The sequence below is a fragment of the Amycolatopsis sp. FU40 genome (genome assembly GCF_021903635.1).
Classification (GTDB): Bacteria; Actinomycetota; Actinomycetes; order Mycobacteriales; family Pseudonocardiaceae; genus Amycolatopsis; species Amycolatopsis dendrobii.
The window spans coordinates 2,279,434-2,298,919 of sequence record NZ_CP091381.1 but is presented as its reverse complement, the minus strand read 5'-3'; the positions used below and the strand labels follow the sequence as shown (position 1 = coordinate 2,298,919).

At 71.9% G+C, this 19,486-nt stretch carries 16 protein-coding genes; 3 read left to right on the top strand and 13 right to left on the bottom strand.

What is annotated here, in order from left to right; genetic code table 11:
* The first annotated feature begins 10 nt into the window (after positions 1-10).
* Positions 11-2,095, top strand: a complete 2,085-nt coding sequence (locus L3Q65_RS11470; RefSeq protein WP_237599604.1) for an MMPL family transporter — start codon at positions 11-13, stop codon at positions 2,093-2,095.
* Between the two features lie 31 nt (positions 2,096-2,126).
* Positions 2,127-3,071 carry a 5'-3' exonuclease gene (locus tag L3Q65_RS11465; protein WP_237599603.1) on the top strand — a complete coding sequence of 315 codons (945 nt, stop codon included), beginning with the start codon at positions 2,127-2,129 and terminating at the stop codon, positions 3,069-3,071.
* A 261-nt stretch (positions 3,072-3,332) separates the two neighbouring features.
* Here the strand turns inward: L3Q65_RS11465 and L3Q65_RS11460 are convergent, their stop codons facing one another.
* From L3Q65_RS11460 to pafA, 13 genes are all read right to left on the bottom strand, one after another.
* Positions 3,333-4,550, bottom strand: coding sequence for a GNAT family N-acetyltransferase (locus L3Q65_RS11460; protein WP_237599602.1), 1,218 nt, complete (start codon positions 4,548-4,550; stop codon positions 3,333-3,335).
* A 56-nt stretch (positions 4,551-4,606) separates the two neighbouring features.
* A complete protein-coding gene (locus L3Q65_RS11455; RefSeq protein WP_182896286.1) occupies positions 4,607-4,993 on the bottom strand; it encodes a DUF4333 domain-containing protein in 387 nt (128 codons plus the stop codon).
* A gap of 37 nt (positions 4,994-5,030) precedes the next feature.
* Positions 5,031-6,233, bottom strand: a complete 1,203-nt coding sequence (locus L3Q65_RS11450) for a GNAT family N-acetyltransferase (protein ID WP_237599601.1) — start codon at positions 6,231-6,233, stop codon at positions 5,031-5,033.
* Positions 6,234-6,550: 317 nt separating this feature from the next.
* Entirely contained in the window at positions 6,551-7,258 is a 708-nt protein-coding gene (locus L3Q65_RS11445) for a DUF4333 domain-containing protein (protein ID WP_182896288.1), read from the bottom strand.
* A 127-nt stretch (positions 7,259-7,385) separates the two neighbouring features.
* Complete coding sequence (locus tag L3Q65_RS11440) at positions 7,386-10,169, bottom strand: RNA helicase (RefSeq protein WP_182896289.1); 2,784 nt, start codon at positions 10,167-10,169, stop codon at positions 7,386-7,388.
* 33 nt (positions 10,170-10,202) lie between these two features.
* Positions 10,203-11,093 carry a diacylglycerol kinase family protein gene (locus tag L3Q65_RS11435; protein WP_182896290.1) on the bottom strand — a complete coding sequence of 297 codons (891 nt, stop codon included), beginning with the start codon at positions 11,091-11,093 and terminating at the stop codon, positions 10,203-10,205.
* A 2-nt stretch (positions 11,094-11,095) separates the two neighbouring features.
* Complete coding sequence (gene tatC, locus L3Q65_RS11430; protein WP_182896291.1) at positions 11,096-12,070, bottom strand: twin-arginine translocase subunit TatC; 975 nt, start codon at positions 12,068-12,070, stop codon at positions 11,096-11,098.
* A gap of 88 nt (positions 12,071-12,158) precedes the next feature.
* Positions 12,159-12,473, bottom strand: a complete 315-nt coding sequence (gene tatA, locus L3Q65_RS11425; protein ID WP_182896292.1) for a Sec-independent protein translocase subunit TatA — start codon at positions 12,471-12,473, stop codon at positions 12,159-12,161.
* Between the two features lie 37 nt (positions 12,474-12,510).
* Positions 12,511-12,723, bottom strand: a complete 213-nt coding sequence (locus L3Q65_RS11420; RefSeq protein ID WP_182896293.1) for a bacteriophage holin — start codon at positions 12,721-12,723, stop codon at positions 12,511-12,513.
* 10 nt (positions 12,724-12,733) lie between these two features.
* Positions 12,734-13,714 carry a YafY family protein gene (locus L3Q65_RS11415; protein WP_237599600.1) on the bottom strand — a complete coding sequence of 327 codons (981 nt, stop codon included), beginning with the start codon at positions 13,712-13,714 and terminating at the stop codon, positions 12,734-12,736.
* Positions 13,711-14,703 carry a YafY family protein gene (locus L3Q65_RS11410; RefSeq protein WP_237599599.1) on the bottom strand — a complete coding sequence of 331 codons (993 nt, stop codon included), beginning with the start codon at positions 14,701-14,703 and terminating at the stop codon, positions 13,711-13,713. The genes L3Q65_RS11415 and L3Q65_RS11410 overlap by 4 nt, the downstream gene beginning before the upstream one ends.
* A gap of 155 nt (positions 14,704-14,858) precedes the next feature.
* Positions 14,859-15,896, bottom strand: coding sequence for an oxidoreductase (locus L3Q65_RS11405; protein WP_237599598.1), 1,038 nt, complete (start codon positions 15,894-15,896; stop codon positions 14,859-14,861).
* Positions 15,897-16,196: 300 nt separating this feature from the next.
* A complete protein-coding gene (gene pafA / locus L3Q65_RS11400) occupies positions 16,197-17,555 on the bottom strand; it encodes a Pup--protein ligase (RefSeq protein WP_009078177.1) in 1,359 nt (452 codons plus the stop codon).
* 112 nt (positions 17,556-17,667) lie between these two features.
* On the opposite strand from pafA, the gene L3Q65_RS11395 reads away from it, so the two are divergent.
* Entirely contained in the window at positions 17,668-19,200 is a 1,533-nt protein-coding gene (locus L3Q65_RS11395) for a bifunctional phosphatase PAP2/diacylglycerol kinase family protein (protein ID WP_370648183.1), read from the top strand.
* Positions 19,201-19,486: the final 286 nt, after the last annotated feature.

Below are 19,486 nucleotides of genomic sequence, written 5' to 3'. Positions count from 1 at the left end.
TGTATCCACCATGGCCGAGCCCGCAGTCCCGCCCGCGTCGAGCCGCAGCCGCAGGATCCGCTGGGTGCTGCCCGCGCTGCTCGTCGTCGTCTGGCTCGCCGTCGGCGGAATCGGCGGGCCGTTCGCCGGAAAACTGAGCACCGTTTCGAAGAACGACAACGCCGCGTTCCTGCCGCGCTCGGCCGAGGCGACGCAGGTGCAGGACGAGCAGAAGGCGTTCGCTCCGCGCCCGACGCTGCCCGCGGTCGTCGTCGCCGAGCGCGAGTCCGGGCTCACCTCCACCGACCGCGCTTACCTCGGCGGCCTGCCCGCGCGCACCGCCGCGGTGGCCGGGGTCGCCGGCCCGGTGAAGCCCGCGACCCTCTCCGAGGACGGCAAGGCCGCGCAGCTCTCGGTGCCGGTCGACGCGGGCGGGAATCCGGCGAAGATCGTCAAGGAAGTCCGGGAAAAGCTCGGCAGCGGCCCGGACGGGCTGACCGTGCTGGTCACCGGGCCGGGCGGGCAGATCGCGGACCTGGTGACCGCCTTCGGCGGGATCGACGGGGTGCTGCTGATCGTCGCGGGCGCGGTCGTCGCGCTGATCCTGCTCGTGGTCTACCGCAGCCCGCTGCTGCCATTGCTGGTCCTGGTCTCGGCGGTGTTCGCGCTGGCCCTGGCGAGCCTGGTGGTCTACCTGCTGGCGAAGAACGACGTCCTCGCACTCAACGGGCAGAGCCAAGGAATCCTCTCGATCCTCGTGTTCGGAGCGGCGACCGACTACGCGCTCCTGCTGGTCGCCCGGTTCCGCGAACAGCTGCGCGACACCCCGGGCCGCTTCGACGCGATGCGGCTGGCCTGGCGGGCGACGCTGGAGCCGGTGGCGGCCTCGGCGGGCACGGTCGTCCTCGGCGTCCTGTGCCTGTTGTTCAGCGATCTGAACTCGAACAAGGGACTCGGCCCGGTCGCCGCGATCGGGATCGGCGCGGCGCTGCTCGCCTCGACCACTTTCCTGCCCGCGATGCTCGTGCTGTGCGGGCGGGGCGCGTTCTGGCCGTTCCGGCCGCGGCACGGTTCGCCGCATCCGGAGACTTCCGGGATCTGGGGCCGGGTCTCGCGCACGGTCGGCGCGCGCCCGCGAGCGGTCTGGGTGCTGTCGGCGCTGGTGCTCGTCGCCGGGGCGGCGTTCCTCCCGCAGCTCAAGGCGTCCGGCACCGCGCAGTCCGACGTGTTCCTCGCCAAGGTGGATTCCGTGACCGGCCAGGAGGTGCTCGGCCGGCATTTCGCCGCCGGGTCGGGATCTCCTGCGGTGATCGTCGCCAACGCCGGAGCCGCGACCGAGGTGGCCAAGGCCGCGCGCGTACCGGGCGTCGCGGCCGTCTTCCCGCTCGCCGGGCCCGACCGGCGTCCGCTCGAAGCCGGCGGACGGGTCGAATTGCTCGCGGTCCTTTCCGCGCCGGCCGATTCCGAGGACGCGGTGGCGGCCGTCGGCAGGATGCGCGACGCCGTGCACGCGGTGCCCTCGGCGGAGGCGAAGGTCGGCGGGCAGACCGCGATCCAGCTCGACACGCAGGAGACCTCGCGCCGGGACCGGGCGGTGATCATCCCGATCGTGCTGGTGGTGATCTTCGCCGTGCTCGCCTTGCTGCTGCGCGCGTTGCTGGCTCCGCTGCTGCTGATCGCGACGGTGGTGCTGTCGTTCGCCGCCACGATGGGGGTCTCGGCGCTGGTGTTCAACCACCTGCTGCACTTCCCCGGCGCGGATCCGGTGGTGCCGTTGTTCGGGTTCGTGTTCCTCGTCGCGCTCGGGATCGACTACAACATCTTCTTGATGACGCGGGTGCGCGAGGAAACGAAACGGCGGGGCACCCGGGACGGAACGCTGCACGGGCTCGCGGTGACCGGCGGCGTGATCACCTCGGCCGGAGTCGTGCTGGCGGCGACGTTCTCCGCGCTGGCGGTGATCCCGATCCTGTTCCTCGCCCAGATCGCGTTCATCGTCGCGTTCGGCGTGCTGGTGGACACGCTGCTAGTCAGGTCGCTGCTGGTGCCCGCGCTGACGGTGGATCTCGGCGGGCGCGCCTGGTGGCCGTCGCGGCTGGACCGGCGCGTCGGATGAGCCGGCGAGCCGGGCGTGGCAGGCTGTGCGGGTGACCGGACCACTCGCTCTCCTCGATTCCGCGAGCCTCTACTTCCGCTCGTTCTACGCGCTGCCCGATTCGATGACCGCGCCCGACGGGACGCCGGTCAACGCCGTGCGCGGGTTCACCGACACGATCGCGCGCATCCTGACCGACCGCCGTCCGTCGCGGCTGGTCGCCTGTCTCGACGCGGACTGGCGGCCGAAGTTCCGCACCGATCTGCTGCCGAGCTACAAGGCGCACCGGGTCGCGGAGCCCGGCGACGGCGCGGCGGACGTCGAAGAGGTGCCCGACACGCTGACCCCGCAGGTGCCGATCATCCTGGAAGTGCTGGAAGCGTTCGGGTTCGCCGTCGCGGAGGCCGACGGCTACGAGGCGGACGACGTGATCGGCGCGCTCGCCACCCGGGAAAAGGACGCGCCGGTCGAGGTGATCACCGGCGACCGCGACCTGTTCCAGCTGGTGCGCGAGGAGCCGACGCCGACGTCGGTGGTGTACGTCGGGAAGGGCTGGGCGAAGGCGGAAGTGCTGGGGCAGCGGGAAATCGCCGAGAAGTACGGCGTTCCGGCCGAGCACGCCGGGCCCGCTTACGCGGACATGGCCGCGTTGCGCGGCGACCCGTCGGACGGGCTGCCGGGCGTGGCGGGGATCGGCGAGAAGACCGCGGCGAAGCTGATCACCCAGTTCGGTTCGCTGGAGGAACTCGTCGCCGCGGCCTCGGCCGGGGATTCGCGGGTGCCGTTGAAGACCCGGCTGCGGCTTTCCGACGCCGCGGACTATCTCGCCGTCGCGCCCACCGTGGTGCGGGTAGCGGTGGACGCGCCGGTCGTGCAGTCCGGACCGGACGCGGTGCCGGCCGCACCCGCCGATCCGAAGCGGGTGGCGGAGCTGGCTGAGCGGTGGAATCTGGGCCGCTCGGTGGATCGGCTGCTGGCAGCGCTGCCCGGAGCTTGACCCCCACGCCAGTGACCCGAAGGGACCTCGCACTGGCTGCGGGCGGCCAGCCCGGCATCGGATCGCTGTCCGTGAGGGGAACCCTGAGGGCGCAGTTCGCTCAGGGTTCCCCTCACGACCGGCCAAAGCCAGCCACACGGTGCCGGATCGGCCGTTCCGCGGACCTTGGCGTCCTTTGTGGACATTCAGCGGCACCGCTCGCCTCCCTGGCCTTGAGAGCCTGCCCCGCTCGGGAAGACTGCGCCGGGCCCCTCCCGCAAGTCAGAAGTGCGTGCCGGTCCAAGGCTGTGTCCCGGTGCGGAACAGCGCGTCCACCCGGGCCAGGGTTTCCGCGCTGGCACCGGTGATCCGGCCGGACAACGCGAGCGGACCGGCTTCCCAGGCGCCGAGGTACAGCATCGCCAGGGTGTCTACGTCGAGTTGCAGATCGGCGTCGGCCTCGGTGCGTTCGACCCCGTTGCCGCCGACCAGGTAGCGGCCGCGGTTGTCCGGCAGCATCCGGTCGTTCACTTCCAGCACGACCGGTTCCGCGGAGCCGTACGCGCGGGCCGCGAGAGCCGCCTGCACGTCGATCAACCGCAGCCACAGTTCGTCGTCGACGCCGATCGTGTGCGCGCGGCGCGGGTCGACGAGCAGCAGACCCACCGGATCGTCGACCGGGCGGCCGCGCACGTTGACGACCTCGATCAGGTCGACCGACAGCAGGAATCGCCACAGCCCGGCCAGCGCTTCCGGCGACGCCGCGTGCAGTTCGTGGACTTCGAGCGCGGCGCCGCGTTCCGGATCCAGGTAGCTGTTCTGCGGCACGACGTGGAAGACGGCGAAGCCGTCGTCACCGTCCGGTCCACTGTGGACGGCGACGCGGTGGTTGCCGCCGTCCGGGTGGAGATGCCAGTTGAACGCGATCGGCCACCAGAGTTCCGGACGGGCGATCCGGCCGGGGCGGCCGGTGTCGATTCGTTGGTACAGCGCGGGAATCGCCGCGATCGCGTCGTCGGTGGACAGCAGCCGCACGCGGCCGGGCGCGACGACGGTGTCGCGCAGCGGGGCCGGTTGCTTGACCTGCATGGTGGCCATGCGGGTCGCGACGCCGTAGCCGAAGCGGCCGTAGATCAGCGCTTCGCTCGCGTGCAGTGCGGCGACGACGTGGCCGCGCTGGACGAAGTCGTGCAGTTGCCGGTCCATCATCGCGGTGAGCACGCCGCGGCGGGTCCAGTCGGCGCGGACGCCGACGCCGTCGACCGCCGCCATCGGCACCGTCGCGCCGCCGGGGACGGTGAGCCGGGTGGCGAACGAGCTGGCGATGCCGATGGGTTCGCCGTCGTGGAACGCTCCGGTCCGGCCGTCCGCCGTCCAGGAATCGCCGACCCGCGCCCAGCGCTCGTCCGAGGGCGGGTTCCCGTGCAGGGACCGCACCAGAAGGTCGAAAGTCGCGCGGCTTTCGGCGTCGGTGATCTGGCGTACCACGTAGTCGCTCATGTCCCGATTGAACCAATGCCGCACCCCGCGCGGCTATCGGATTTAGCGCCGCTGACCTATTGGGGCGGGTCGACGCGGTAGTTGCCGTCCGCGCCGGTCACCGTGATGGGGACGTGTTTCGTCGTGCCCGCGATGTCCACAGTGCACTGGAAGCGCGAGCCGTCGGCGACGGGCTGCCGGTCCGGGCAGGACACCGCGCCGACGTTCGCGACCTTGTAGTCGGTGGTGAGGAGCCGGGTGACGGCCGAAGCCATCACCCGGGAGTCGAACACGCGCATCGCCGAGGAAGAGCTGGGCGCCGACGACGACGCGACGCCCGGCTCCGCGGGGCTGTTCGGCGTGACGGTGACGGTGTGGACCGGGGGCGGCGGCGTCCCGCTGTCGCAGCCCGCGGCGGCGAGCATTCCCAAGCCGCACAACAACAGCACCCGCACGGCGCGCATCAAACCCGCTCCTCTGCGCGAAACGTCTGGTCAACGGTCAGAAGAACGTACCGCACCACACCGATTCGCGCGTGCCGAAGAGAACGTCGACGACTTCGGGAGCGGCAGGGTCGAGCACCTCGATCCGGCCGGTGTCAGCGAGCGCCGACGCGCGCCACGTGCCGAAGTAGAGCATCGACAGCGTGTCCGCCGAGAGCCGCAGCGCGGGTTCCGCGTCGGTGCGGGACGCTCCGTCCGGCCCGACGAGGTAGCGGCCGTCGTTGGCGGGCAGCGACCGGTCGGACACCTCGATGACGACGGGTTCGGCCGGGCCGTAGGTGCGGGCGGCGAGCGCGGCCGGCACGTCGACCAGCCGGAGCCAGCTTTCGTCCTCGGTGCTTTCGGTTTTCGCCGTGCGCGGGTCGGTGAACAGCAGCGCGTGCGGTTCGTCGAGCGGGCGCATCGCGAGCACGATCTCGTCGACCAGGTCGACCGACAGCAGGAACCGCCACAGCCCGGCGAACGCGGCCGGGTTGGCGTAGCCGAACTCGACCACCTGCAGCTTGCCGCTGTCGTGCGCGGCACCCTCTTCGACGTGGTAGATCACGTAGCCGTCGGTGCCGTCCTGGCCGCGGTGCACGGCGGTCTGGACGAGTTTCGCGCGGCGGCGCAGGTGCCCCTCGAACCCTGGCCAGTAGATCTCCGGCCGGGTCATCGCGCCGACATGGCCCATTGCGGTCGCCGCATAGAGTTCCGGCCATCGCGGGGCGGCCTCGTCGATGCCGAGCACGGTGACTTCTCCCCCGGCGGGCACGTCCGGGCGCAGTTGCGCCCGGTGCTTCTTCACCACGACCTGGTTCGCGAGGGTCGTGACGCCGTAGCCGTAGCGGCCGTAGATCGCGCCCTCGGACGCGTGCAGCAGCGCGAGCGCGACGCCTCGTTCGGCGAGGTCGCCCAGTTGCGCGGCCTGCAGCGCGCTGAGCACGCCGCGCCGGGTGCGTCCGGCACGGACGCCGACGCCGGTGACCGCGGCCAGCGGGAGCCGTTTTCCGCCGGGGACGACCATCTCCGATTCGAAGGACCGGGTGGTGCCGACGAGGTCCGGTTCGAAGACGCCCCAGCTGCGTTCGGCCTGGTACGCCGCGGAGACGCGTTCCCATTCCTCGTCGGTGCCGGGCTGGACGTGCAGCGCGGCCCGGAACAGGTCCCAGGCCTTGCGCTGCTCGTCGGGACGGAGGATGCGGACGGTGCGGTCGCTCATGCTCCGATCATTGCCGGGCCGGGCGCCTGACCGCCACTGAATTGCCGATGCCGGGAACTTGAGCTGCGGCGGCCCGCTGACTGCCGCACTGGGTCCGCTGTCGCGATGCTCGCCGGAGGATGCGCAGCACCGGCCCCGGACCGCGCCGGGCACGGCGAAGGTACGTGAGGGGAACCCGCACGTACCTCACCGGGGCACGCAGCGCGGCCGGTGAAGTACGTGCCGCCGCGGTCCCGTCGGCCCCTGCTGCCCGGGCAGCCACGCCGCCCCCGCGGACTCGCCTTGAGTTGCTGGCGTTGCCCCCGAATTGCCGGGGGTCACTTGGCCGCGGGCGGCGAGACCTCGTAGTTGCCGTCGGTGCCCTTGACGGTGATCGGGACCTGCTGCGGTTTGCCGTTGATGGTGGCGGTGCACTCGAATTTCGCGCCGTCCTCCACCTTCTGCTCGGCCGGGCAGGTGACTCCGCTGACGCCCTGGATCTTGTAGGTGTCGGTGAGCAGCTTCGCGACGTCGGTCTGCATCTGGTTGTTGTTGAAGACCTGGGTCTTGAAGAAGCCGGGCGCGACGAAGCCGAGGATCGCCACGACGGCCACCACGACGACGAGCGCGCCGATCCCGATGAACAGGCCCTTCTTCGACCCGCCCGAGGATTCCGGCGCGGGCCCGCCGGGCTGGCCGTAGTCGTACTGGCCTGGCTGCTGGCCGCCGTACTGCTGCGGCGGCTCGCCGTAGGGCTGCTGCTGGCCGTACGAGGGCGGCTGCTGCCCATACTGCGGCGGCTGCTGGCCCCACTGCGGCTGCTGGGGCGGCTGTTGTTGCGGGTAGCCGCCGGGCTGCTGGCCGTACTGCGGGTCCTGACCGTAGGGCTGCTGGCCGTACTGCTGGGGCGGGTACGGCTGCTGCTGCGGCCCGCTCTGCGGGTACGCGCCGCCCGGCTGCTGCCCGTAGTTCGGGTCCTGGCCGTAGGGCTGTTGCCCGTACTGGGGCTGCTGCCGCGGGTCGTTGCCGCCATACGGCGTGCTCATCGTTAGCCTCCGCCTTCGTCTGTCCGCATCCGCAGGCCGGGCCGCGGGTGTCGTGCGCGATCCAACCACAGGTCTGGACCTGGCACACGTGTCCGCGCGCAGTCGCTACTAAGGTGTGCCCTCGCGCTCACGCCGCGCCCGCCGCCACGACGCCGCGGCGCAGCGCCCGGACCGCCTGCGCGGCCGCGGAACCGACCGGATCCTCTTTGCCGAGGACGTCGCGGATCTGGTCGAGCAGGTCGATCACCTGGCGGCACCAGCGGACGAAGTCGCCCGCGGACAGTTCCTGCCCGTTGGTCTCGGCCGCGGTGAGGACTTTCTCCAGTGATTCGCCGCGCGCCCAGCGGTAGACCGGCCACGCGAATCCGGCGTCGGGTTCGCGCGTGCGGTCGAGGCGGTGGCGGCGTTCGTCCTCGGTGAGTTCGACCCACAGCCTGCTGGTTTCCTGCCACGCGCCGGGGACCGCGCCGCCGGGCAGCCGGGGTTCGCCCGCGGTGTCGCGGCGGGCCTCGAACACGAGGGTGGACACGACGGCGGCGAGTTCGGCCGGGCCGAGTCCGTTCCAGACGCCGTGCCGGATGCATTCGGCGGCGAGCAGGTCGGATTCGCTGTAGAGGCGGGTGAGGCGGCGGCCGTGTTCGGTGACGCGGTCCTCGCCGTCGCCGGGGCGGACGTAGCCGCGTTCGCCGAGCAGCCGCAGGATCCGGTCGAACGCGCGGGCGAGCGAGTGCGTGGTGGCCGCGACCTTGCGTTCGAGCTGTTCGGTTTCGGCGGAGAGGCGCTGGTAGCGCTCGACCCAGCGGAGGTTCGCCTCGCGTTCGGCAAGGCCGTGGCACGGGTGGGCGCGCAGGGCGCGGCGCAGCGAGGCGAGTTCGGCGTCGTCGGCGGCCGCGGTCCGGCGGCGCTGGCGGCCGGGCAGCGCGATGCCTGCGTTGCGCAGCGACGAGGCGATGTCGCGGCGGGTCTTGGGCGAGCGCAGTTCGATGTGCTTGGGCAGCTTGATCCGGCCGAGCGCCTCGACCGGGGCCGGGAAGTCGGCGACCGACAGCGGTCCGGACCAGCGGTCCTCGGTGACCACGACCGGCCGGGGTTCGCGGATCGGGTCGAGGCCGGGGTCGACGACCACGGCGAGCCCGGCGCGGCGGCCCGCCGGGACCGGGATGACGTCGCCCTTGCGCAGTTTCTCCAGCGACTGGGCGGTCTCGGCGCGGCGGGAGGAGGTGTTCTGCCGCGACAGGGTCTTCTCGCGGGCGGAGATCTGCGCGCGGAGTTCGACGTACTCGAGCATCTGGTCGAAGTCGCCGGAGATCGCGGCGGTGTAGCCCTTGAGGGCTTCCTTGTTCCGTTCGATCCGGCGCGCGGTGCCGACGACCGACCGGTCGGCCTGGAACTGCGCGAACGACTGTTCCAGCAGGTCGCGGGCGGCGTCCGCGCCGACCTGGGCGACGAGGTTGACCGCCATGTTGTAGCCGGGGCGGAACGACGAGCGCAGCGGGTACGTGCGGGTGGACGCGAGCCCGGCGACGGCCTTCGGGTCGACCCCCGGCTGCCAGGCGACGACGGCGTGGCCTTCGATGTCGATGCCCCGGCGGCCGGCGCGGCCGGTGAGCTGGGTGTATTCGCCGGGGGTGAGGTCGACGTGCGCCTCGCCGTTGTATTTCACGAGCCGTTCGAGCACGACGGTGCGGGCGGGCATGTTGATGCCGAGCGCGAGGGTTTCGGTCGCGAACACGACCTTGACCAGGCCGCGGACGAACAGTTCCTCGACGGTTTCCTTGAACGCGGGCAGCAGGCCCGCGTGGTGGCCCGCGAAGCCGCGTTCGAGCGCCTCGCGCCATTCCCAGTAGCCGAGGACGCCGAGGTCGCCCTCGGGCAGCTCAGCGGTGCGCTCGTCGACGATCCGGCGGATCTCCTCGACCTGCTCGGGGCCGTTGAGCCGCAGGCCGGAGCGGACGCACTGGGCGACCGCGGCGTCGCAGCCGGCGCGGGAGAAGATGAACACGATCGCGGGCAGCAGCCCGGCGTGGTCGAGCCGTTCGACGACGTCGACGCGCGACGGCGGCCGGAACCTCGGGCCGCGCGGCGGGCCTCCGCGGCGGCCGCCGCGCGGGCCGCGGAAGTTGGGGGCGAAGCGGCCCATGTCGTCGGTCTTGCGCAGCAGCGTGGGGTTGATCCGCAGCTGCTCCCCCGGGTCGGCCTCGTTCTGGCCGGCGAACAGGTCGAGCAACTGGTTGCCGACGAGCATGTGCTGCCACAACGGGACCGGCCGGTGTTCGTCGACGACGACGGTGGTGTCGCCGCGGACCTCGACGAGCCATTCGCCGAATTCCTCGGCGTTGCTGACGGTGGCGGACAGGCCGACGACTCGGACGTGCTCGGGCAGGTGGAGGATCACTTCCTCCCAGACCGCGCCGCGGAAGCGGTCGGCGAGGTAGTGGACCTCGTCCATGACGACGTAGCCGAGTTCGGGGATGGCGGAGCTGCCCGCGTAGAGCATGTTGCGCAGCACCTCGGTGGTCATGACGACCACCTGGGCGTTGCCGTTGATCGAGGTGTCGCCGGTGAGCAGGCCGACGGCGTCGTTGCCGTAGCGTTCGACGAGGTCGGCGTACTTCTGGTTGGACAGGGCCTTGATCGGCGTGGTGTAGAAGCATTTGCGGCCCTCGGCGAGGGCGAGGTGGACGGCGAACTCGCCGACCACGGTCTTGCCCGCCCCGGTCGGGGCGCAGACCAGGACGCCGTGGCCCTCTTCGAGCGCTTCGCAGCCGCGGATCTGGAAATCGTCGAATTCGAAGGCCGATTCGGCGGAAAACCGGGTCAGCTGGGGGTGCTTGGCGCGGCGACGGGAGGCAGCGTAGGCCTCGGCCGGCGATGGTGAAGGGCTAGTGGCCACCCCGTCAGGGTTCCACATGCCCCCGACATTCCGCACGCGGCGTGCCGCCGGTCACCGCGGGGGCGCGACGACCATCAGCGCGGAGGGCACGCAGGTCGCCTCGACCGGCGCCCGGCCCTGGTCTTCGCCGTCGGCGTAGACGGGCCAGCCGGGTGCTTCGATGCGCAGGGTGCGGGTGCGGAAGGTCTCGACGCTGGACTTGTGCACGTGCTCGCCGGTGCGCAGCTGCGGCAGCATCCGGAGCAGGCGGGCGCGGCCGGGGGCGCCGATGACGGTGACGTCGAAGAGACCGTCGTCGGGGGTGGCGTCGGGGCAGATCGGGATGCCGCCGCCGTAGTACGGGGTGTTGCCGACGGCGATCAGGCTCGTCTCCCCGGAAAGGGCGCCTTCGTCGGTGTGCACGACGATCGGGCTGGGCTTGAACGCGGCGAGTTCGGCGAGGATCGCCAGGTCGTAGCGGCGGGGTCCGGCGGGCCAGCGCATCGCGTTCGCGCGGGCGTTGACGGCGGCGTCGAATCCGGCGCACAGCACGGTGGCGAACCAGGTGTCGCCGACGCGGCCGAGGTCGACGCTGCGGCGGTGCCCGGCTTGCAGGGCTTTGGCGAGGGCGTCGGTGGCGGCGCGCGGGTCGGCGGGGACGCCGAGGGCGCGGGCGAAGTCGTTGCCGGTGCCGGAGGGGACGAGGCCGAGCGCGACGCCGTGGTCGGCGCAGAACTGGACGCCCTGGTGGGCCGCGCCGTCGCCGCCGAGGACGATGAGCACGTCGAGGCCTTCGGCGTGCGAGGACCGCATGAGCGCGCGGGATTCCTCGACGCTGGTGGCGACGAGGAGGTCGAGCCGGTCGACGGCGGGCCGCAGCCGCGCCGCGACCGCTTCGGCCAGGCGGGCGGCCGCGCCGTGTCCGGAGGCCGGGTGCACGGCCAGTGCTGCGTTCAGGCCCACGGTCAGGTGATGTCGTCAGTGGGGCCGGAGCGGCCGGACGCCGGTTTCTGCGCGGCGGGTTCCTCGCCGTCGGCGGTGGTCGGCGTGTAGTGGAACGGCGCGGCCTCGTCGTCGGCGAGCTGGTCCCAGCCCTCGTCCTGGCGGACGCGGTCGAGCTTGCGGTCGTGGAAGCGGGCGATCTGGATCGAGATCTCGAACAGCAGGGTGAGCGCGGCGGCGAGGCCGAGCATCGAGAACGGGTCCGAGCCGGGGGTGGCGAACGCGGCGAACACGAACAGCGCGAACACGATGCCGCGGCGCCACTTCTTGAGCTGCTGGTACTTGAGCACGCCGACGCGGTTGAGCATCACGACGAGCAGCGGCAGTTCGAAGCTGACGCCGAAGATCACCAGCAGCGACAGGATGAACGAGATGTACTTGTCGCCGGTCAGGGCGGTGACGAACTGGTCCTGGCCGAACCCGGCGAGCAGCGCGAGCGCGTGCGGGACGAGCAGGTAGGCCAGCACCGCGCCGGCGGCGAAGAGCACCGAGGCGAAGGCGACGAAGGTCAGCGCGTACTTGCGTTCCTTGGCGTAGAGGCCGGGGGCGATGAACGCCCACAGCTGGTACAGCCAGGCCGGGGACAGCAGGACCGCGCCCGCGGCGACGCCGACTTTCAGGCGGAGCATGAAGACTTCGAACGGGACCGTCTGCAGCAGGCGGCAGCCGGTTTCGCCGCCGAACCGCTGTTCCTTCGGGATGGCGCAGTACGGGTGCGTCATGATGTCGCCGAGCGACGGGATCGGCCCGAACCGCTGGCCGAACCAGATGAACCCGAAGATCGCGCCGATGACCACGAAAACGACCGCCCAGCCGAGCCGGCGGCGGAACTCGTAGATGTGCTCGATGAGCGTCATCGTGCCATCGGGGTTTTTCCGACGGCTGCGCCGGCTCCGCTTGCTGGACCGGCTGCCGTTGCCGTTGGCGGCTTCCGCCACTGGTCGTTCCGTTCTCGTCAGAGCCCGCCGGGGCGCGCCGCGCCGGCGCGCCGCCGTGGACCGGGGACCGGGTGGTGCGCGCGGAGGGTCAGCTCGCGTTCTTCTGCGGCTGGTCGGCCGAGGCCGCCTGCTGCTTCTTCAGTTCGTCGAGCTGGCGCTGGAGGTCGGCGACCTGCTTGTCCTGCGCGGTCTGCGCGGGAGCGGGGGCGGCGATGTGCCGGGTGTCGGCGGACTCGGCCTCGGCTTCGGCCTTCTGTTCGCCGGTCAGGTCCTTGGTCTCGGCCTTGAAGATCTTCATGGACTTGCCGATGGACCGGGCCGCGTCCGGGAGCCGCTTCGCTCCGAACAGCAGAACCACCACGAGCACCAGAACGATGATGTGCCACGGCTGCAGCGCGTTCATGGTCGTCTGCCCTCCTTGTCTGGGGTCTGTGCTGATGTTACTTGTTGCCGGTCGCCGGGCGGCGTTCGGCCACGGCCACACGGAGTGCCGCGGACCGGGCCCGGATGAGTCCGGTCCGGTCGTGGGTGTCCGCACTGACCATGCTCATGGTGCGGCGGAAGCGGCGCAAGACTCCGGCGGTCCGTACCAGCAGCAGGGCCAGGACGAGCAGGCCGGCCGCGAGCAGCACATAGACGGGCAGGTACGGCACTGAAACCACCTTATCGGTCGGAGATGGACATGAGGTGACGGGCACGCGCCACGGCGTCGGCGGCCCGGCGACCGACTGCCTGCGCGAGTGTGGCGGGGCGCTCCACCTGGGCTTCCCCGCCGAGGCTGAGCACGAGGCGGACCATCCAGGGCTCGTCGCTGTAGCGCATCGCGATGCGCAGCCGTCCGCCGTCGAGTTCGGCCAGTTCCTCGCACGGGTAGTACTCGGCGACCCAGCGGGCGTCGGGGTCCAGCACGAGATGGGCGACCCGCTGATCGGGACGGGCGGAGAAGACCCCGTCGGACAGGTCGGTGGGCCGTGCGTGGGCGGGCGGGGCCGCGGGTTCGTCCAATACGGTGAGCGCGTCCACCCGATCGAGGCGGAAGAGCCGGACGCCTTCGACCCGGCGGCACCAGGCTTCGAGGTACCCGACGCCTTGGACGATGACGAGCCGCATCGGGTCGACGGTGCGTTCGGTGATCTGGTCGCGCGAGGCGGTGTAGTAGCGCATCCGCAGCGCGCGGCCGTCCTGCAGCGCGCCGGAGACGGTCTCGCGGGTGCGGGCGGCGCGGGCTCCTTCGCGCACCCCTCCCCCGACGACGACTCCGGCCGGGCGGGCCTGCCCGGCGGCGTCCTCGATCTTGGCGATGGCGCGGCGGACCGCGTCGCCGTCGGCCACGCCCGGGGTTTCGGCGAGCGCGCGCAGGGCGACCAGCAGCGCGGTGGCTTCGCCGCCGGTGAGGCGCAGCGGGCGGCTCATCCCGGCGTCGTGGGTGACGACGATGGTGTCGCCTTCGAAGGACAGGTCGATGAGGTCTCCGGGGCCGTAGCCGGGCAGGCCGCACATCCACAGCAGTTCGAGGTCTTTGCGCAGCTGGCGCGGGGTGACGTCGAAGTCCTGCGCGGCCTCGTCGATCCGGATGCCGGGGCGCGCGAGCAGGTAGGGCACGAGCGCGAGCAGTCTCGGCATCCGTTCGCCGGAGGCGCTCATCGGACGCTCCCCTGCCCGGCGCGGGCGAGCACGGCCTCCAGCCGGTGCTGCACGGATTTGGCGAGCACGTCCGGTTCGAGCACGAGCACGTCGGGGCCTTGCGCGGCGATCCAGTCGGCGGCCGATTCCGGGAAGTACAGGCCGATCTCGATCACGTCGCCTTCCTCGCCCGCGACAGTCTCGCGGCCGACGACGTCGCCGCGGCGGCGCACTCCGGCGGCGCGGCCGTCGGCGATCCAGAGCCGGGCGGTGGTGACCGGGGCCGGGTCCTCGCTGCCGCCGGTCACCGACACGAGCTGCATCAGGTTGACGCCCTCGGGCCGCACGACCGCGCCCGGTTTCCCGATCGCGGCGACCTTCCCGGTGACGCGGGAGAGCCGGAAACAGCGGGGCGCGTCGCGGTCGCGGTCGTGCCCGACGACGTACCAGCGGGCGCGCCAGGACACGACGCCCCACGGTTCGAGCGTGCGGATGCGGCGTTCGGGCGAGCCGCTGCGCCGGTACTCGAAGCGGACCGCCTGCCCGGCCTGGACGGCGGCGAGCATCGGCGCGAACGCCGGTTCCGCGCGCACCCGGGGCTCGATCACGGTCGGGGCCTGGTCGTCGACCTCGACGCCGGCCGCGCGCAGTTTCACCAGCGCGCCCTGTGCCTGTCCGGTGAGCTCGGGCGAGTCCCAGAGCCGGACGGCGAGCCCGACGGCCGCTGCCTCGTCGGGGGCGAGGTCGATCTCGCCGAGTTCGTAGTCGCGGCGGGCGATGCGGTAGCCCTCGACCGGGTCGAAGACGGAGTTCCGGCCGGTTTCGAGCGGGATGCCGAGTTCCCGCAATTCGGTCTTGTCCCGCTCGAAGGTGCGGAAGAAGGCGTCGTCGCTGGCCGCGTCGGCGTACCCGGGCACGATCCCGCGGATCCGCTCCGCGGTGAGGTACTGCCGGGTGGAGAGCAGGGCCAGCACGAGGTTGACCAGCCGTTCGGCGCGTGCGGTGGACACCAGACGACTCTAGCTCTCCCCGCCGCGCGCGATCGTGAGGTCCAGCCCTCGCGCGTCGCGCCTGGTCAGCCCGCGTGCGGCGGCGGGACCCTCCGCGCGCGCCCCGTCACGCACCGCCGCCGCGGGCGGGCGCGCTGCCCGGAACGGGTTCCCTCTTACGGAATCAGCTTCGCCACGCGCCCCTTGGCTCCGCTGGCCCAGCACGCGCCGGACCACGTGCAGTCGACGGTGTCGAAGCTGCCGTTGTCGAACGAGGTCCAGCGCCTTCCCCCGTCGCGGCTCAGATCGCTCCCGCCGGGTCCGACGGCCAGCACCGTGCCGCCGCGCCAGGCGAGCCCCGAGCGGTAGCCGGCGGGATGTTCCGGCGGCGTGCGCCAGCTGCGGCCGCGGTCGTGGCTCAACGCGACCGCCGGGCCGGGTGCGGTCGGGTTGGCGTAGTCGCCGCCGATCGCGACGCCCTGCCACGGCGTGCGGAACGCGACCGCGAACACTCCAGCCGACGCGCTGCTCGGCAGCGGGGTTTCGGCCGCGGTCCAGTGCCGGCCGCCGTCGCCGGAGTGCAGGACGCGGGCATGCGGGCCGCCGCCGGTGGCGAGCCACGCGTCGAACGGTCCGGAGGTGGCGATGCACTGGCCGCTGGCCGCGAATCCGGCTTCCCCGGGCTCGGCGGGCGGGAACGCGGTGTCCGGGATCTGTTTCCAGCTGCGGCCGCCGTCGAAGGTGGCTTGCACGCGGAACTTCCCGTCGACCGGGTCGCTCATCGCGAGCCCGCGCCACGGGTCGAAGAAGGCGAGGCAGTCGTAGAACGCGGCGGAATCGGGATTGCTGAATGTCTGCCGCCAGTGCTTCCCGGCGTCGTCGGTGCGGTAGATCCGGGAATCCGCACCGGGCCCGATCGACAGCACGACGGCATGGTCGGCGTCGAAGGCTTCGATGTCGCGGAACTCGAGCTTCCCGGTGTCCGGCGGTCCGACCGGCCGCCAGCTGCGGCCGCCGTCGACTGTTCGCAGCACGGTGCCCTGGGTGCCGCTGACCCAGGCGACCCGCTCGCTGACTGCGGACAGGCCGCGGAATTGCGCGGTGGTTTCGGTGGGCAGGAGCCGCCACGACGGCAGCGAGGAGGCCGCGGCGACCCCGCCCGACGACACCGACAGCACCGCTATGAGGACCAGGACCCTCCGGAACGCACGCATGCCGGAATCCTGCCGCAGCCGAGTGACGACTTTCGTCGGGTTTCCCCGCCCGCCGCAACGATTTCCCGCACCCAAGCCGCTCCGACGCGGAAGCGCAAAGGGAAGCTGCCCCTGGCGCATGCCGAAACTCGACCCGCGCCGGTTCGGCTCATGGCCGTCCGCAAAGGGCGCCGCCGACTGCCCGATTCGCCGCGGTCTGCCTGGTTCTGGTGGTCGTGGAGGGAGCCCTGAGGGAATCAGAGTTCCTCAGGGCTCCCTCCACGACCGACGATCCGGGCGCCCGGCGGAGCCGGGCCCGAGTCACAGCGATCCGATCAGCCGTTCCACTCGTTCGTCCACCGACCGGAACGGGTCCTTGCACAGCACGGTCCGCTGTGCCTGGTCGTTGAGCTTCAGGTGCACCCAGTCGACCGTGAAGTCCCGGCCGGCCGCTTGCGCCGCCGCGATGAAGTCGCCGCGGAGTTTCGCCCGGGTGGTCTGCGGCGGGGTGTCCTTGGCCGCCTCGATCTCGCCGTCGTCGGTGACGCGGCGGACGAGTCCCTTGCGCTGCAGCAGGTCGAAGATGCCCCGGCCGCGGCGGATGTCGTGGTAGGCGAGGTCGAGCTGGGCCACTCGCGGACTGGACAGGTCCAGGTCGTGCTTGGCCCGGTACCGCTCGACCAAGCGGTGCTTGATCGCCCAGTCGATCTCGGTGTCGATCTTGCTGAAGTCCTGCTCCTCGACCGCTTCGAGCGCCCGGCCCCACAGCTCCACCACGCGCTCGTTCGCGGGCGTGGACCCGTTCTCCTTCAGGTGCTGGACGGCGCGGGCGTGGTACTCCCGCTGGATGTCCAGCGCGGACGCCTCGCGCCCGCCGGCGAGGCGGACCTGGCGGCGTCCGGTGAGGTCGTGGCTGATCTCCCGGATCGCGCGGATCGGGTTGTCCAGGGTGAAGTCGCGGAACTGGACCCCGGCCTCGATCATCTCGAGCACGAGGTTCGCCGACCCGATCTTGAGCATCGTGGTGGGCTCGGCCATGTTGGAGTCGCCGACGATGACGTGCAGGCGCCGGTAGCGCTCGGCGTCGGCGTGCGGTTCGTCGCGGGTGTTGATGATCGGCCGCGACCGGGTGGTGGCGCTGGAGACGCCCTCCCAGATGTGCTCGGCGCGCTGGGAGAGGCAGTACACCGCGCCGCGCGGGGTCTGCAGGACCTTGCCCGCGCCGCAGATGAGCTGGCGGGTGACGAGGAAGGGCAGCAGCACGTCGGCGATCCGGGAGAACTCCCCGGCCCGGGTCACCAGGTAGTTCTCGTGGCAGCCGTAGGAGTTGCCCGCGGAGTCGGTGTTGTTCTTGAACAGGAAGATGTCGCCGCCGATGCCCTCGTCGGCGAGCCTGCGCTCGGCGTCCACGAGGAGGTCCTCGAGGATCCGCTCGCCTGCTTTGTCGTGCGTGACGAGCTGGGTCAGGTCGTCGCACTCGGCCGTCGCGTATTCAGGGTGCGAGCCCACGTCGAGGTAGAGCCTGGAGCCGTTGGACAGGAACACGTTGGACGAGCGTCCCCACGAGACGACCCGCCGGAAGAGGTAGCGCGCGACCTCGTCGGGCGAGAGCCTGCGCTGGCCGTGAAAGGTGCACGTGACCCCGAACTCGGTCTCGATGCCAAAGATCCGCCGCTGCATCCCACCAGAGTAGGCGCTGGACCCCCGCGGAAGGTGCGCCGTTCGGGCGGCGACACGCGGTCGGTACGTTGCAAGTGGTGACATTGCGGCGGAAACCGGTCTCCGGGACCGGATGGCGATCCGGCGCGGCCAGCGGAGGTGGACGAGAGTGTTCCAGCAGGTCGGCCGGGCGTTCCGGCAGGTAGGGCGGCGGGACCGGGCCCTGATGCGGCGCAGTGCGGCGCTGCCGCGCACCCGGGCCGACAACGTGGTGACCGCGTTGTCCCGAAGTGCGGACAAATCGCGGCTCTGGTGGGGCGTGGCGGCCGTGTTGGCGGTCCGGAAGGGCCCGGCGCGGCGGGGCGCGCTGCGCGGGATCGCCGCCGTCGCGGGGGCGAGCGCCGCGGCGAACCTGGTCGCGAAGCCGTTGTTCCCGCGCCGCCGTCCGGCCGAAGAAGAAGTTCCCGCGCACCGTCAGCTGCGCAAACGGCCGACGTCGTCGTCGTTCCCGTCCGGGCATTCGGCTTCGGCCGCCGCGTTCGCGGCCGCGGTCGCGATGGAGTCGCCGCGGGCCGGGCTGGCGATCGTGCCGCTCGCCGGCGCGGTCGCGTACTCGCGGGTGCACACCGGCGTGCACTGGCCGAGCGACGTCGCCGCGGGGCTCGCGATCGGGACCGGGATCGCGGTGCTGACCCGGCACTGGTGGCCGCTGCACCCGGACGTCCGCGCCCGCACCGCCCACTCGGCGCAGGCGCCGGAGATGCGCGACGGCGAGGACATGCTCGCACTGGTGAACCCGCATTCGGGCGTCAACGGCCAGGACCCGACCGAGGACGTCCGGTACGCGTGGCCGAAGGCGTCGCTGATCTACCCGGACCCGTCGCGGGATCTGCGCGAGCAGCTCGCCGACGAGATCGAGGCGCACGGTTCGGTCCGCGCGCTCGGCGTGGCGGGCGGGGACGGCACGGTCGCGGCCGTGGCGTCGGTCGCCGCCGAACGCGGGCTGCCGCTCGCGCTCATCCCGGCCGGGACGCTCAACCACTTCGCCCGCGACGTCGGGGTCCGGTCGATGCCGGACGCGGACGAGGCGACCGAGGGCGGGCACGCGGTCGGCATCGACCTGGCCGAGGTCGAGATCGACGGCGCCGGCGAGCCCGAGCACCGCTGGTTCGTCAACACCGCCAGTCTCGGCGGGTACCCGGAAATGGTGCGGCTGCGGGAAAAACTGCAGACCCGTTTCCCGAAGTGGCCGTCCGCGGCGATCGCGCTGGTGCGGGCGATGCGGCGGGCGAAACCGCTGCGGGTGCAGCTGAACGGGAAGCCGACGCAGGTGTGGCTGATCTTCGTCGGCAACGGCACGTACGCGCCGAAGGGGTTCGCGCCGTCGCGGCGCCCGGCGCTCGACACCGGCCTGCTCGACGTGCGGTACGTGCGGGCCGACGTGCGCTGGTCGCGGATCCGGTTCGTGCTGGCGAGCCTCACCAACAGCCTGCACGCGAGCCACGTCTACCGGCAGCGGGACCTGCCGGAGCTGCACGTCCGGCTGCTCGACGGGAACCGCCGGGTCGCCACCGACGGCGAGGTCGGGCCGCTGGGGCGGGAGTTCCGGTTCCGGTCGCGGCCGAGCGCGCTGACCGTCTACCGGAACCCGGACAGTGACTCCTGACCGCGCTTTGCCCTAAGGTCCCTCGGAGAACGCTCGACCGGGCACCGGGTTCTTTACCCTCCGGTGCCCGGCCCTCCGGCGCTGACCTGCGCACTTGCCGTCAGCTAGCCTTCTCGACGACGATTCTTGACTATTCCTTTACCTTCTCTCAACGAATCCACAGCGAGCCCTCAATAGCGTGATCTTCGAGGTGCGGACTGCCCTGTCCGCACGAGTTCACGGCAGGGGTCTACTCAGTGCGTTTTTCCTCCCGCGGTCGCAGCTGCCCGTCTCCGGCAGGCCGCGG